15 protein-coding genes and 3 pseudogenes are annotated in these 13,327 nt (G+C 47.6%); 17 read left to right on the forward strand and 1 reads right to left on the reverse strand.

From position 1 onward, the window contains the following. The first annotated feature begins 62 nt into the window (after positions 1 to 62). The 6 genes and pseudogenes from IEY67_RS24290 to IEY67_RS24315 form a co-directional block, all read left to right on the forward strand. Positions 63 to 830 (forward strand): ParA family protein, encoded by a 768-nt coding sequence (locus IEY67_RS24290; RefSeq protein ID WP_129734891.1) that lies wholly within the window; start codon positions 63 to 65, stop codon positions 828 to 830. After that, a complete protein-coding gene (locus tag IEY67_RS24295) occupies positions 823 to 1,254 on the forward strand; it encodes a DUF3408 domain-containing protein (protein WP_129734893.1) in 432 nt (143 codons plus the stop codon). The genes IEY67_RS24290 and IEY67_RS24295 overlap by 8 nt, the downstream gene beginning before the upstream one ends. 20 nt (positions 1,255 to 1,274) lie before the next feature. Next, positions 1,275 to 1,547, forward strand: coding sequence for a DUF3408 domain-containing protein (locus IEY67_RS24300; RefSeq protein ID WP_165359938.1), 273 nt, complete (start codon positions 1,275 to 1,277; stop codon positions 1,545 to 1,547). Between the two features lie 20 nt (positions 1,548 to 1,567). Continuing rightward, the gene (locus IEY67_RS24305) at positions 1,568 to 1,972 is read left to right on the forward strand and encodes a DUF3408 domain-containing protein (RefSeq protein ID WP_129734897.1); all 405 of its coding nucleotides are present in this window, start codon (positions 1,568 to 1,570) and stop codon (positions 1,970 to 1,972) included. A 44-nt stretch (positions 1,973 to 2,016) separates the two neighbouring features. Then, positions 2,017 to 2,745, forward strand: coding sequence for a hypothetical protein (locus IEY67_RS24310; RefSeq protein ID WP_229801195.1), 729 nt, complete (start codon positions 2,017 to 2,019; stop codon positions 2,743 to 2,745). 163 nt (positions 2,746 to 2,908) lie between these two features. Beyond that, positions 2,909 to 3,019: pseudogene (locus IEY67_RS24315) on the forward strand (DUF4134 family protein); the annotation flags it as partial. Between the two features lie 418 nt (positions 3,020 to 3,437). On the opposite strand, the gene IEY67_RS24320 reads toward IEY67_RS24315, so the two are convergent. Further along, a complete protein-coding gene (locus tag IEY67_RS24320; protein WP_129734901.1) occupies positions 3,438 to 3,635 on the reverse strand; it encodes a hypothetical protein in 198 nt (65 codons plus the stop codon). Positions 3,636 to 3,686: 51 nt separating this feature from the next. On the opposite strand from IEY67_RS24320, the gene ltrA reads away from it, so the two are divergent. The 11 genes and pseudogenes from ltrA to IEY67_RS24375 all read left to right on the forward strand — a co-directional run. Then, positions 3,687 to 5,384, forward strand: coding sequence for a group II intron reverse transcriptase/maturase (ltrA, locus tag IEY67_RS24325; protein WP_129734903.1), 1,698 nt, complete (start codon positions 3,687 to 3,689; stop codon positions 5,382 to 5,384). Between the two features lie 116 nt (positions 5,385 to 5,500). After that, positions 5,501 to 5,671: pseudogene (locus IEY67_RS24330) on the forward strand (DUF4134 domain-containing protein); the annotation flags it as partial. A 23-nt stretch (positions 5,672 to 5,694) separates the two neighbouring features. Beyond that, entirely contained in the window at positions 5,695 to 6,018 is a 324-nt protein-coding gene (locus IEY67_RS24335; protein WP_129734905.1) for a DUF4133 domain-containing protein, read from the forward strand. Beyond that, on the forward strand, positions 6,015 to 8,516 hold the full coding sequence (locus IEY67_RS24340; RefSeq protein WP_129734907.1) for a TraG family conjugative transposon ATPase: 2,502 nt from the start codon (positions 6,015 to 6,017) through the stop codon (positions 8,514 to 8,516). Before IEY67_RS24335 ends, IEY67_RS24340 begins: the two co-directional genes overlap by 4 nt. Before the next feature lie 7 nt (positions 8,517 to 8,523). Beyond that, positions 8,524 to 8,820 carry a DUF3876 domain-containing protein gene (locus IEY67_RS24345; protein WP_129734909.1) on the forward strand — a complete coding sequence of 99 codons (297 nt, stop codon included), beginning with the start codon at positions 8,524 to 8,526 and terminating at the stop codon, positions 8,818 to 8,820. A 62-nt stretch (positions 8,821 to 8,882) separates the two neighbouring features. After that, positions 8,883 to 9,503 carry a DUF4141 domain-containing protein gene (locus IEY67_RS24350; RefSeq protein WP_129734911.1) on the forward strand — a complete coding sequence of 207 codons (621 nt, stop codon included), beginning with the start codon at positions 8,883 to 8,885 and terminating at the stop codon, positions 9,501 to 9,503. An 18-nt stretch (positions 9,504 to 9,521) separates the two neighbouring features. Further along, positions 9,522 to 10,616 (forward strand): conjugative transposon protein TraJ, encoded by a 1,095-nt coding sequence (gene traJ, locus IEY67_RS24355; protein ID WP_129735497.1) that lies wholly within the window; start codon positions 9,522 to 9,524, stop codon positions 10,614 to 10,616. Positions 10,617 to 10,649: 33 nt separating this feature from the next. Then, positions 10,650 to 11,273, forward strand: coding sequence for a conjugative transposon protein TraK (gene traK, locus IEY67_RS24360; protein WP_129734913.1), 624 nt, complete (start codon positions 10,650 to 10,652; stop codon positions 11,271 to 11,273). Between the two features lie 4 nt (positions 11,274 to 11,277). Continuing rightward, positions 11,278 to 11,580, forward strand: coding sequence for a TraL conjugative transposon family protein (locus tag IEY67_RS24365; protein WP_129734915.1), 303 nt, complete (start codon positions 11,278 to 11,280; stop codon positions 11,578 to 11,580). Beyond that, positions 11,555 to 12,883 (forward strand): conjugative transposon protein TraM, encoded by a 1,329-nt coding sequence (gene traM / locus IEY67_RS24370; RefSeq protein ID WP_129734917.1) that lies wholly within the window; start codon positions 11,555 to 11,557, stop codon positions 12,881 to 12,883. The genes IEY67_RS24365 and traM overlap by 26 nt, the downstream gene beginning before the upstream one ends. 48 nt (positions 12,884 to 12,931) lie before the next feature. Further along, positions 12,932 to 13,270: pseudogene (locus IEY67_RS24375) on the forward strand (DUF8473 domain-containing protein); the annotation flags it as partial. Positions 13,271 to 13,327 lie beyond the last annotated feature (57 nt).

Genomic DNA, 13,327 nt, shown 5'->3' on the forward strand with positions numbered 1-13,327 from the left:
CAATGTATCAATGATGAAATATTCCGGGAATACACCAATTATAAATTCAAATAATAAGAGCAATGAGTAAACAACCTATTTATCTGGCCTTTTCCACCCAGAAGGGCGGAGCCGGAAAAACAGCCCTCACCGTATTGGTCGCTTCGTACCTCCATTATGTAAAAGGTTATGATGTGGCCGTGATCGACTGCGACTATCCGCAGCACTCCATCGCCGAGATGCGCGACCGAGACCTGAAGCTGGCGCTGGAAGACGACCATTACAAGCGGATGGCCTACGAACAGTTTACCCGCCTGGATAAGAAAGCCTATCCGGTCATCGAGAGCAGTACCGAAAAAGCTATCGACGATGCCGACCGCATCACGGAGCAGGCGGATTTTGACATTGTGTTCTTCGACCTGCCCGGAACGGTAAACAATCCGTCAGTTATCAAAGCCCTGACAAACATGGATTACATTTTCGCACCCATCAGCGCCGACCGCCTTGTCTTGGAAAGCACACTGCGCTATATGGTAGTCATTAACGATGTGATTAAAAAGACGGGCGTAACCACCATTAAAGGCACATATATGGTCTGGAATATGGTGGACGGACGCGAAAAATCTGAATTGTACGGGGTTTACGAACAAGTGATTGCCGAACTCGGCTTCGAGGTAGTGAAAACTTTTATCCCGAACAGCCTGCGCTTCCGGCGCGAACTGACCGAAACGCATAAAGGCGTATTCCGATCCACACTGTTCCCGCCGGAACGGTCGCAACTCAAGGGCAGTAATATTGATGCCCTCGCCGATGAGATTCTGGAACTCATAAAACTGAACGGCAATGGCTAAACGGATAAAAGCCGGGGAGTTGGATGAATCATTAATCATCCAATCCTTCAAAAATACAGAACTGCTGGACAATCCTGCTGATGCCCTTGCTACCAAACCATCGGAGCAACCGACCGGGGATATTCCGGAACCGGAAGAAACCGTCCCGGATACTCCTGTCGCTGAACCTGTACCGAAAAGCAAGCCCCGCCGACGCAAGGGCAGCTACGATGAGGTCTTTCTCAATAATAAAGACCTGAAAGCCCGCCAACCCGTGTACATCAGCAAGGAGATTCACGCTGATATTAAGAAAGTGGTAAACCTGCTTGCTCTGACGGGTAAGGAAATGAGCGTGGGCGGCTATATAAATAATGTGCTGGCTGACCATCTGGAACAGTACAAAGAAGATATAGACGATCTGCATCAAAAAATAAGAGAGTTATGAACCCAATAAAAAGATTTACAATGAAAAAGGACAAAAGAACCGAGCCGGAAGAAAGTATTTCGGAAATGGCTTCCTACGAGGAACAATACCTGAAACCCATTGAATTAGACCGTCGCCAGTGCGTATATATCAGTAAGGGCAACCACGATGTATTGACCTCACTCATACGCTCGCTGAATGTCAAAGGTCTGACAATCGGCGGATATATCGACAATGTAATTACCGAGCATATTCAGAAGCACAAGACGGAGATAAATCATCTCTACCGCCGCGAGAGAAACGACTTAGTATAAATCATCAAAATTCTTCAATCATGTCAGAAAACGCAATCATTCTATGTATCGTTCTGGTGGCTGTCGCAGTTATAGCCGCCATATTCATCCGCCGGGCACGACGGCACAGGGATGCTATCGGGCAGACAGCCCCGCCGGAAGAAATTACGCTGGAAGTACACCCCAAAGAGCAATCGGCAGAAGATATATACCTGCTCCGGTTTGTACGGCTCAATCAGGGACGAACCGGCAGCCGGAGAACCATCAGGGTGCGGACGGAATATTACGACCGCATCCAGGCGATTACCCGAACGATAGGTGATGACAGGGTAACACTTATCGCCTATCTGGATAATGTGTTGAAAGCGCACTTCGACGATAACCGGGAGAGTATTAATACCCTGTACCGGAAGTCTGTCGGCGAACCATTCAAAACAGATGAGTAATGGGCGCTATCAGTACCTCCCATATCCTCTGGCTGTTGCTCGTTGTGGCGGTGGCTTATGCCGCATGGATGGTTTATTACCTCACACGGGAAAGCCACCGCACAACCGGAGCCGGAAAGAGGGGCGGAAACGCCGCCGATTCTTCCGGAAGCAAAAAACGTAAAGGGGATATAGTCGGCAAAAGCCGCTTTGTCCTACCATCCCGAAGCCACTCGCAGCCACTTACTGCCACAGCGTCCGAAAACGAAAATCGGACGGAAAATCAAGATATATTTGCTCCCGCAAGTGTACCCGAACACCCCCGGCAGATACCGCCGGACGAACTGGACGAGGTTTTCGGCATGACTCCCGAAGGGGAAGTCAATGAGCCTTTGGATATTGAATTACCGCCGGATCAAAAAACATTCCCGGACGACGACGCGGATTATTTCAATGACGGGGACGACGAAAACGAAGATTTGCCCTTCCGGGGCAAACAATCGGCTCAGGGGTTTAATTTCGATCAATTAGGCGATGCCTACCGCCATGTGGTACACAATCCAAAAATTACAGACGAGCAAAAAGAGGAAACCGGACGTGTCCTCTTGAACCTGAAAGGAACCGATATGCTTGGCGCTATGGTTTCAGGTAAGCCCGAACGGGAGGATAAGGTATCATCCCTTATAAACACCTACCTGTCGGCATTCCAAAAGCGGAACGCGGAGAGGTCAGCGGAAAGCCAACCTCCGCAGGGTGACCTCCCACCGGGTTTTGACGTCCGCCATTATGTGTAATTCAAAAAAGTGTAAAAGATGAAAAAGCATGATTACGGATAGCTGAAGTAAGCTATCCACAGACCACAAAAAAATCGAGTAAAAAAAGTTTCACCCGGTGCGGGGCCTATCCAACCCCGCACCATCTTAAAAAAATCAAGTTATGACAAAGAAAAAGATTCTTATGTCGGCGGCATTTGTCTTTGCCGCTGTTTCCTCTGCATTTGCCCAGGGCAACGGAATCGGTGGTATTACCGAAGCTACCAACATGGTAACCAGTTATTTCGATCCCGGAGTGTGACACGAAAAGTCGTGTAAGTGATTGTGCAACTATGGTTTATAACTATTGATTGCACCTGCAATTCCGTTTGCAGTAGTCTGAGGACACATGCATTGGAAGTAATTCCGTTGTGTGAAGCTGTCCTGACAAAGTATCCTTTCCGAAAGGAATAGACCGAAGCGTGAGTGGAGGTCAATGGCAGATAACATCATTCTGTCGAGGGGCAAGACTTAATGGTATGGTCAACATTATGTGAATGTCTGATAAACATCGTTACGAAGAACAAGCCAAAAGATGTTGAGGGTCGTGCTCCAAGAGCAAGGCTGTAGGCTTGAACCAAAAGGTGTGCAGTCGGTCAACTCCCTGTCCAGGTGGGGTTGCACGGACATAATGATTGCCGGTGGATAAGACAGACCTAACCCATTATCGTCACTTACATGGAACGTGGTAAGCCCGTATTTCTCCACTCTTCGGAGCTGGTAAGCGAGCCGTAAGGCAAACCTATATGGAATGCGGGTATAGGAAAGTGGAAAAAGCGAATGCCGTTTTGTAATGAAGCGGATACGGATTGAGCCTCGGTCACGTGTGGCAGAGACAACATCATCCGACACGAAAGTGAGCAGACTTCCATATGGTAACTCTTTACAATCAACTTATAGAACTTTCAAAGAAAGGAATGCAAATGAACGAAATTAAAATATCGTGTGCGCCTCGAAACAAGGCAATATCCCACACCGAACGCTGGCGAAACATCGACCGGCGTAAGGCAGAGGACTATGTTCGGAAGCTGCAAGCGCGTATTGTAAAGGCTCAAAGGGAGGGCAGGCACAGCAAAGTCAAGTCTTTGCAATGGCTGCTGACCCACTCGTTCTACGGTCGCTATCTGGCTGTGGTTCGAGTTACTACTAATAAAGGTAAGGACACCGCAGGAGTTGACCATGTAAGATGGTCGACCGATGCGGCAAAAGTCAAAGCAATCGACACGTTCAAACGCCGTGGCTATCAACCGATGCCGCTACGCCGCGTGGAGATACCAAAGAAGAATGGAAAGAAACGCCCCTTGGGTATTCCTACAATGAAAGACAGAGCGATGCAGGCTCTCTATCTCATGGCACTCGACCCCATTGCAGAAACTACGGGAGACCAACACTCCTACGGCTTCCGCAAATATCGTAGTTGTCAAGATGCAATAGCCGCGTGTCACAATGTACTCTCAAAGGAAATTGCTCCCGAATGGGTGCTGGAAGGTGACATCAAAGGATGCTTCGACCACATCAGCCATGAATGGCTTCTTGGCAATATCCCTATGGATAAAGAGATGCTACGTAAATGGCTCAAAAGTGGCTATGTGTTCAATGGTGAACTCTTTCCCACCGATGAGGGAACACCACAAGGCGGCATAATTTCTCCCACTCTTGCCAACATGACTCTTGACGGACTTCAATCGCTTGTGAAAAAGGCGGTGAAAGGTTATTGGAAACCTGATCCGAACGGACGCAAGTGGATTAAGCCCAAAATCAATCTCGTGCGCTATGCGGACGACTTTATCATCACCGCCAAAGACAAGGAGACTATCGAAAAGATTATCCTCCCGCTTGTACGACAGTTCATGGAAAAACGCGGTTTGATGCTTTCGGAAGAGAAGACCAAAATCACTCATATCAGTGATGGTTTTGACTTCCTCGGCTTCAACGTCCGTAAATACTCCAATGGAAAACTGCTTACCAAGCCGTCAAAGGATGCGATGAAAAGTTTCTGCGAAAAGATACGCACAAAGATAAAGGGGAATAAGTCGGCAAAAGCATCGTCTATGGTAAGGATGCTCAACTACATGATACCCGGTTGGGGTAACTATTACCGCTATGGGGCATCTTCAAAAGCGTTCTCACGCGTAGACTTTGAAATTTATAAAACGCTTTGGCAATGGGCTAAACGCAGACATCCCAAGAAAGGGAAGAAATGGATTAAGGAGAAGTATTTCAAACAACTGCACGGACGCGATTGGACATTTGCAGCCACCATTATGAGCAATAAAACTAAAAAGGAGACAAATCTCTCGCTCAAAAAGTTGGCGAACATAGCAATCCAAAAGTACGTGCGTGTGAGAACGAACACCAATCCATACGACCCTACTGATGCAGCATACTATATGCGACGCAAGTTAAAGAACACGGAGCAAGAGCTTCGGGAAATTGACAACCTGCTTGCTATGATATGGATACATCAGAAAATGCGTTGCCCAATCTGTGGAGAGATAATAGACAATAACCGCCGATGGACTACCATAACGGAAGACATCAACGGGAAGCCGTTCAAAACTCTCATTCACAGTTCGTGTAAACAAAAGAAGTTCAAACCTAATAAAATTAGTAGGAAATGAGGCAAAACTATTTCTTCAGTAAGAATAGCAATGCGTTGCTTGAGCCGTATGAGGGGAAACTCTCATGTACGGTTCTTAGAGGGGAAAGCCCCAGTAATGGGGCTGACCTACTCGACACGAAATTGATATACGCCATCGGAGCCGTGGTCGGTTTGATTGGGGGTATCAAGGTATATAACAAGTTTAGTTCGGGCGATCCGGACACGTCGAAAACTGCCGCGTCGTGGTTTGGTGCGTGTATTTTCCTCATAGTTGCCGCTACCATCCTGCGCTCTTTCTTCCTTTAATCACTACTCCCCAAAACGACAATATGGAGTACAATATTAATAAAGGAATAGGCAAAAGTGTGGAATTTAAGGGGTTAAAAAGTCAGTATCTCTTCATTTTCGCCGGTGGCCTGCTGTCCGTTTTCGTGCTGTTCGTGATTCTTTACATGATCGGCATAGACCAGTGGATATGTATAGGTTTCGGAGTAATAGCCGCATCGGTATTGGTGTGGCTGACTTTCGACCTGAACCGGAAATACGGAGAGAATGGGTTAATGAAACTCATGGCAAAACGGCAGCATCCCCGCTACCTGATAAACCGCAAAATTCCATACCGCCTGTTCCGCAAAAAGAAGAAAGCGCTATGAGGAATATAATGAAGGCATCCACGATAGAGAGCAAATTTCCGCTGCTGGCTGTCGAACATGGATGTATAATAAGCAAAGATGCGGATATAACGATAGCCTTTCGTGTCGATCTGCCGGAACTTTTCACCGTAACCTCTGCCGAGTATGAAGCCATACATGCCGCATGGGTAAAGGCGGTAAAGGTACTTCCCAATTACAGTGTGGTACATAAGCAAGATTGGTTCGTCAGCGAAAAGTACCGTCCCAATACAGGCGACGGGGACATGAGTTTTCTCTCGCGCAGCTACGAACGGCATTTTAATGAACGCCCATTCCTGAGCCATTCCTGTTACCTGTTCCTTACCAAAACGACGAAGGACAGGATGAGGATGCAGAGTAATTTCTCTTCCCTCTGCCGGGGTAACATTATCCCCAAAGAGGTCGATAAGGAAACAGCCGTGAAATTTCTGGAATCCGTCGGGCAGTTTGAAAAGATTGTGAATGATTCAGGGTTTATCACTCTGACCCGTCTTACGGACGATGAAATAACGGGTACGGCAGAAAGCGCAGGGATAATCGAAAAGTATTTCGCCCTGTCGCCGGAAGATACCACTGTCTTGGAAGATATGGAGCTGGGAGCGGATGGCCTGCGTATCGGCGATAAAAAGGTGTGCCTGCATACCTTATCCGATGCGGAGGATTTACCGGGGCGGGTGGGAACAAGTATCCGCTATGAAAAATTGTCCACTGACCGGAGCGACTGTCTTTTGTCTTTCGCTTCTCCCGTCGGACTGTTGCTTTCCTCAGATCATATTTTTAATCAGTATTTGTTTCTGGATGACAGCGCCGAAAACCTGCGGAAGTTTGAGAAACAAGCCCGTAACATGCAATCGCTATCCCGCTATTCCAGAGGTAATCAAATCAACAAAGAGTGGATCGACCACTATCTGAACGAAGCCCATTCTTACGGACTTACCTCTATCCGGGCGCATTTCAACGTAATCGCATGGAGTGAGGATACAGACAAATTGCAACACATTCGCAACGATGTCGGTTCACAGCTTGCGCTTATGGAGTGCAAACCGCGCCACAACACAACGGATGCGGCAACCCTCTATTGGGCGGGCATGCCCGGTAACGCAGGGGATTTTCCGGCAGAGGAATCGTTTTACACGTTCATCGAACCGGCGCTCTGTTTCTTCACGGAGGAAACCAACTATAAGGATTCGCCAAGCCCTTTCGGGGTAAAAATGTGCGACAGGGTTTCTGGGAAACCGCTTCATTTGGATATATCCGATTTGCCGATGAAAAAGGGAATCATTACCAACCGGAACAAGTTTGTTTTGGGGCCTTCGGGCAGCGGGAAGTCATTTTTTATGAATCACATGGTACGCCAATACTACGAGCAAGGCTCTCATGTCGTTTTAGTCGATACGGGAAACAGCTATCAGGGATTGTGCGAACTGATCCGGCGTAAAACCAAAGGGCAGGACGGTATTTATTTTACCTATACCGAAAAATCTCCGATTTCTTTTAATCCGTTTTTTACGGACGACTATGTGTTTGAAACGGAAAAGATGGACAGTATCGTCACGCTGCTTATGACCTTGTGGAAAAGTGCGGATGAAAAAGCAGGCAAGACGGAAAGCGGGGAATTGGGAAATGCTGTGTCGGGTTATATACACCGTATTCAGGAAGACCGTTCTATCATCCCCTGTTTTAATACATTCTATGAATACCTGAAAAATGATTTCAGGGAAGAATTGAATAACAGGGAAATAGCGGTTGAGAAAGAGGACTTCAATATTTCTAATCTCCTGACCACGCTGCGCCCTTATTATAAAGGTGGCCGGTACGATTTCCTGTTAAACTCTGCCGACGAACTGGATTTGTTATCTAAACGCTTCATTGTCTTTGAAATAGATGCGATAAAAGATAACAAAGAACTGTTTCCCGTGGTCACGATCATCATAATGGAAGCCTTTATCAATAAGATGCGCAGGCTGAAAGGTGTCCGAAAACAATTGATCGTGGAAGAGGCTTGGAAGGCGCTTTCTTCGGCGAATATGGCTGAATATCTACGCTATATGTATAAGACGGTCAGGAAATATTTCGGTGAGGCAATCGTGGTTACGCAGGAAGTCGATGATATTATTTCCAGTCCCGTGGTCAAAGAGAGTATCATCAACAATTCGGACTGCAAAATCCTCTTAGACCAGCGGAAATTCATGAACCGCTTCGATGCAATCCAATCGTTGCTCGGACTGACCGACAAAGAGCGTTCGCAGATACTTTCCATCAATATGTCCAACCATCCCGGCAGGCTTTACAAAGAGGTCTGGATTGGTTTGGGCGGTGTGAAAAGCGCTGTCTATGCCACCGAGGTTTCTATGTCGGAGTACCTGACCTACACGACCGAAGAATCGGAGAAAATGGAGGTGATGGCGCTGGCCGAAAAGCTGGGCGGCGATATTGAGTTGGCGATCAAGCAGCTTGCTGAAAGTAAAACCGAAAAATAGGCAGGCTATGTACAGGAAAGAATATATACCTGCCCAACCTGTGGACAATAGTTTCCGGATGGCCGATTTACAGGGTCGTTGGAAAAGTTCTTTCGGTTCGCCGGAAGTGAATGTCGTCCGCAATGGCAATGGATATCGGATAACGTACAGTTACAGCACAGGGGACAGTATCACGACCCGGATATTCCGCTATGGCGGTACTGTATTCTTTAACCTGTACGGCTGGATTGCCATTTACTATGACCCGCTGAGGGATGTGCTTACCCTTTCAACCGAAGGGGACTATTACAGGGCAGAGGATTAGCTGTTTCAAGGCTGATTCTCTCCCTTATCAACGAAGTATTAAACGAATAAAAAAGTAAAAATATGAAACGATTCTTTTTAATCATGTGTGTTGCTGTTTTCGGCTTCACATTTCAGGCGAAAGCGCAATGGGCGGTTCTCGACCCATCCAATCTGGTGCAGAACATCCAGCAGGTGGTCAAATCATCTTCCACCGTGAGTAATCTGGTCAGTAACGTAAAGGAAACGGTAAAAATCTATGAGCAGGGAAAAGCCTACTACGATGCGCTCAAGTCGGTGCATGGCATAATCAAGGATGCCCGTAAAGTCAAGCTGACTATCGAAATGATCAGCGAGATTACCAATATCTATTCAGCCGGGTTCAACCGGATGGTGTCCGATCCCAATTTCAGCGTGAACGAACTGGAAGCCATCGCGCTGGGATATGCCAAACTGCTGGAAGAAGGCGGGGCTTTGGTAACGGAACTGAAAAATGTCGTTACCTCCGGAAACGGTCTTTCCCTGTCGGATAAGGAGCGCATGGACGTGATCGACCAGATTTACACCAAAATGGTCGATTACCGCAACCTGACGAAGTATTATACCAATAAGAATATCTCCATCTCTTTTATAAGAAGTCAGCAAAAGGGAGATATGGAGAGGGTGCGTGCGCTCTATGGTAAACCATCAGAAAGATATTGGTAAGCCATGACATTACTTGCAATAGATTTTGAAAACCTGCATCAGATTCTCCGGAATCTGTATCAGGATATGATGCCCCTTTGTGCCGACATGATCGGTGTCGCCAAAGGGGTGGCCGGACTCGGCGCATTGTTCTATGTGGCTTACCGGGTATGGAAGTCGCTGGCAAGCGCCGAACCTATCGACGTGTTTCCGCTCTTGCGACCGTTTGCTATCGGGCTTTGTATCATGTTCTTTCCGACCATTGTGTTGGGGACTATCAATGCCGTTATGTCGCCCGTAGTAACGGGGGCGCACGGCATTTTGGAAAGCCAGATAGAAAATGTGGAATCATTACAGCAACAACGGGATGCGTTGGAATATGAAGCACGGGTACGAGAGGGAAAGGAGTGGCTCGTCAATGACGAGGTTTACGAGGAAAAATTCTCGGAACTCGGCATCCGGCAACTCGGCACAATGGTGTCGATGTGGTGGGAACATACGTGGTATAATATTAAAATGTGGTTCCGGCAACTCGTCAGCGATTTCTTTGAATTGCTCTACAACGCCGCCGGACTAACGATTGATACCCTTAGAACCTTCTTTTTGGTTGTCCTCGCCATTTTGGGGCCGCTCTCTTTTGCCCTTAGTATTTACGACGGTTTTCAATCTACATTAACCAACTGGATAGCGCGGTATATCAGCGTGTACCTCTGGCTGCCCGTGGCCGACATATTCTCGGCGGTACTCTCTAAAATTCAGGCTTTGATGTTACAGGCGGATATTGCCGCGCTCCAAGACCCGTCCTACATACCGGACGGAAGTAATGGCGTATATATAATCTTCCTCATCATCGGCATTATAGGCTATTTCAGCGTACCGACCGTTGCCGAGTGGATTATCCAATCAGGTGGCGGAGCAAGCGGAGCGATGGGTGGTATCAGCCGAGCCGGAGCATTTACAGCGGGCGTAGGCGGAGCAATCGCCGGAAACCTGATGGGTAAGGCGACACATCGTAGTAGTAAATCGTCCGGGGGAGGAACCGGGGGAGGTAGCGGCAGCGGTGGTGGTGGCGGTGGTGGCGCACCAAACGGGCAGAATTATCAGACACAGGGAGGTGGCGGCCCTACGCCGTAAACCGCAGGTTTATCAATTTTAATCATTAAAAATATGGAGTTTAAATCATTAAAAAACATAGAAAGTAGTTTCAAACAGATACGGATGTTCGGTATCGTCTTCCTCTGTTTGTGTGCAATAGTGGCGGTATTCAGCGTAATCAAGTCCTATCAGTTTGCAGAAGCCCAGCGACAGAAGATTTACATTTTGGACGAGGGTAAATCCCTTATGTTGGCACTCTCACAGGATTTGTCACAAAATCGCCCCGTGGAAGCGAAAGAGCATATAAAAAGGTTTCACGAACTCTTTTTTACCCTTTCGCCCGACCGTTCGGCTATCGAATCCAATATCAACAGAGCTTTGTTTCTGGTCGATAAGAGTGCCTTTGCATATTATCAGGATATGCAGGAGAAAGGGTACTATAACCGCATTGTGTCGGGCAATATTAACCAGACCATTCAGGTGGATAGCGTGGCGATTGATATGGGGGCTTATCCCTACCGTGCCATGACTTACGCCCGGCAAATGATTATCCGGGAGAGTAATATCACGGAGCGTTCTCTGGTTACCCGGTGCAACCTTATCAACTCGGTAAGAAGCGATAATAATCCACACGGGTTTGCGATGGAAAAGTTTGAAATAATCGAAAACCGCGACCTGCGGACATTAGCACGATAAAGTCATGGCAAAGAAAAAACGGATTAAACCCGCCCAATGGGTGAGCGACCGCCTCCGCTATGCGTGCGGATCGCTCGGTAAGGATGCGCGGATACTGATAACCATTTTTATGGTTCTGACACTTAGCGGGCTGTCTATCTATTTCACGATCTCATCTATTTACCGCATCGGTAGAGGGAACGGCGAAAAGATGCAGATACAGCATATAGAGCGGTTGGAACTGGAACTCCGGCAAAAAGAATCGCAACTGGACAGTGTAAAACAAATAAACGATTTTAATTATGAGTACGAACGAGAATCAGAATAAGCCTGTGGCGGGAAAAGAGAAAAAGGAACTCACGCCCCAAGAGCTTCAGAAGCGTAAGAAGATGATCATCTTCCCGCTGCTGTTCCTGCTGTTCGCCGGGTCGATGTGGCTCATCTTTGCCCCGTCAGGGGATAAGACAGAGGAACAAAAGGACGGTTTCAATACCGACCTGCCCACTCCCAAAGAAAGCGGCATTATATCGGACAAGCGGGATGCCTATATGCAGGAAGCCATGCAGAGTAAACAACAGGAAAAGATGCGCTCCTTGCAGGATTTCGCCTTTAGCCTGGGTGAAGAAAATGAAACCGGAGAGGAACGGGTAAAAATAACCCCTCAATCGCCCGATTCTTATGAAGAACCGGAATCGGGAAACAAATCTTCCCGGAGCGGTAATGCTTTCCGGACTTCAAACAATGCTTATCAGGATGTAAACCGCCAGTTAGGTAGTTTCTACGAAGAACCTGCCACGAAAACGGATGAACAGGCACAGCTTGCTTTGGAATCACGCATACAGGAATTGGAACGCCAGCTAACAGAAGAACAGGAGCGCAAGTCTTCCGAAGAGGATCAACTGGCGATGATCGAAAAGTCCTACGCCATCGCCGCCCGCTATATGGGCGGCGGGGAACAACCCTCCAGCGGAAATACGGCACAAACGGTTGCCAATACAGCAAGCGGTAAGGTAGCCGTACAGCCCGTTGCACAAGTGCGCCACAATGTGGTATCGCTACTTGCTGCCCCTATGCCGGATTCAGTCTTTATGGAAGAATTTGTCAAACCCCGGAATTGGGGATTTAATACGGTAGCTGGGAACGAGGAAGTGAAAGAGAAAAACAGCATCAGTGCGTGTGTCTATCAGACGGTAACGATTACTGACGGGCAGGAAGTGGGCTTGCGCCTGTTGGAACCCATGATGGCAGGAAAGTACCTGATCCCTGCCAACACGGTAGTAAATGGTTCGGCACGCATTACGGGCGAAAGGATGGGCATTACCATTAACGCCGTCCAACATGCCGGAAATGTTATCCCGGTTGAACTGCTGGTCTATGATCTGGACGGCGGACAGGGTATTTCCGTGCCGGGATCGGAGGAAATAAACGCTGTCAAAGAGATAGCCGCCAATATGGGTTCGGGCATGGGTAGCAGTATTACGATAACGGATGATGCTGGTTCTCAACTGTTAGCAGATTTGGGACGAAGTGCTATTCAAGGCGCATCGCAGTATGTCAGTAAAAAGATGCGGACGGTAAAAATAACGCTCAAAGCGGGTTATCAAGTATTGCTCCTGCCACCCATGAAATAAAGACAACCACTAAAAATTCCATTTTATAAACACTTAAAAAAACAAGTAATGAAAAAGATTTTTTTGATGTTCGCTTTCATAGCGACAGTATTTGCGGCTAACGCACAGCAAAACCCCTCAACGGGTGATTATTTCGACGGACTTACCCGTCCGCTGACATTCAACCGGATGATACCGCCCCATGCGCTGGAGGTAACATTTTCCAAAACGGTGCATATCATTTTCCCCTCCGCTATCCGCTATGTGGATTTAGGTTCGGCAGATCTTCTGGCGGCAAAAGCCGACGGTACGGAAAACGTACTGCGTGTGAAAGCTGCCCTGCGGGATTTTAGCCGGGAGAGTAATCTGGCGGTTATTACCGAAGACGGTGCATACTACACTTTCAGTGCGCACGTAATGTAGCATAGCAAATATCTCTTTGGCAAGAGATTAGGTCAGTGTTCT

It is taken from the genome of Parabacteroides faecis, assembly GCF_014647375.1.
GTDB classification, from domain to species: Bacteria; Bacteroidota; Bacteroidia; order Bacteroidales; family Tannerellaceae; genus Parabacteroides; species Parabacteroides faecis.

Coding starts and splice junctions, on each gene's coding strand:
- IEY67_RS24335 (WP_129734905.1), top strand. CDS start 5,695: ATGGAGTACAATATTAATAAAGGAATAGGCAAAAGTGTGGAATTTAAG.
- IEY67_RS24350 (WP_129734911.1), top strand. CDS start 8,883: ATGAAACGATTCTTTTTAATCATGTGTGTTGCTGTTTTCGGCTTCACA.
- IEY67_RS24365 (WP_129734915.1), top strand. CDS start 11,278: ATGGCAAAGAAAAAACGGATTAAACCCGCCCAATGGGTGAGCGACCGC.
- IEY67_RS24320 (WP_129734901.1), bottom strand. CDS start 3,635: ATGGAAGTCTGCTCACTTTCGTGTCGGATGATGTTGTCTCTGCCACAC.
- IEY67_RS24290 (WP_129734891.1), top strand. CDS start 63: ATGAGTAAACAACCTATTTATCTGGCCTTTTCCACCCAGAAGGGCGGA.
- traM (WP_129734917.1), top strand. CDS start 11,555: ATGAGTACGAACGAGAATCAGAATAAGCCTGTGGCGGGAAAAGAGAAA.
- IEY67_RS24305 (WP_129734897.1), top strand. CDS start 1,568: ATGTCAGAAAACGCAATCATTCTATGTATCGTTCTGGTGGCTGTCGCA.
- IEY67_RS24300 (WP_165359938.1), top strand. CDS start 1,275: ATGAAAAAGGACAAAAGAACCGAGCCGGAAGAAAGTATTTCGGAAATG.
- IEY67_RS24345 (WP_129734909.1), top strand. CDS start 8,524: ATGTACAGGAAAGAATATATACCTGCCCAACCTGTGGACAATAGTTTC.
- IEY67_RS24295 (WP_129734893.1), top strand. CDS start 823: ATGGCTAAACGGATAAAAGCCGGGGAGTTGGATGAATCATTAATCATC.
- traK (WP_129734913.1), top strand. CDS start 10,650: ATGGAGTTTAAATCATTAAAAAACATAGAAAGTAGTTTCAAACAGATA.
- ltrA (WP_129734903.1), top strand. CDS start 3,687: ATGAACGAAATTAAAATATCGTGTGCGCCTCGAAACAAGGCAATATCC.
- IEY67_RS24340 (WP_129734907.1), top strand. CDS start 6,015: ATGAGGAATATAATGAAGGCATCCACGATAGAGAGCAAATTTCCGCTG.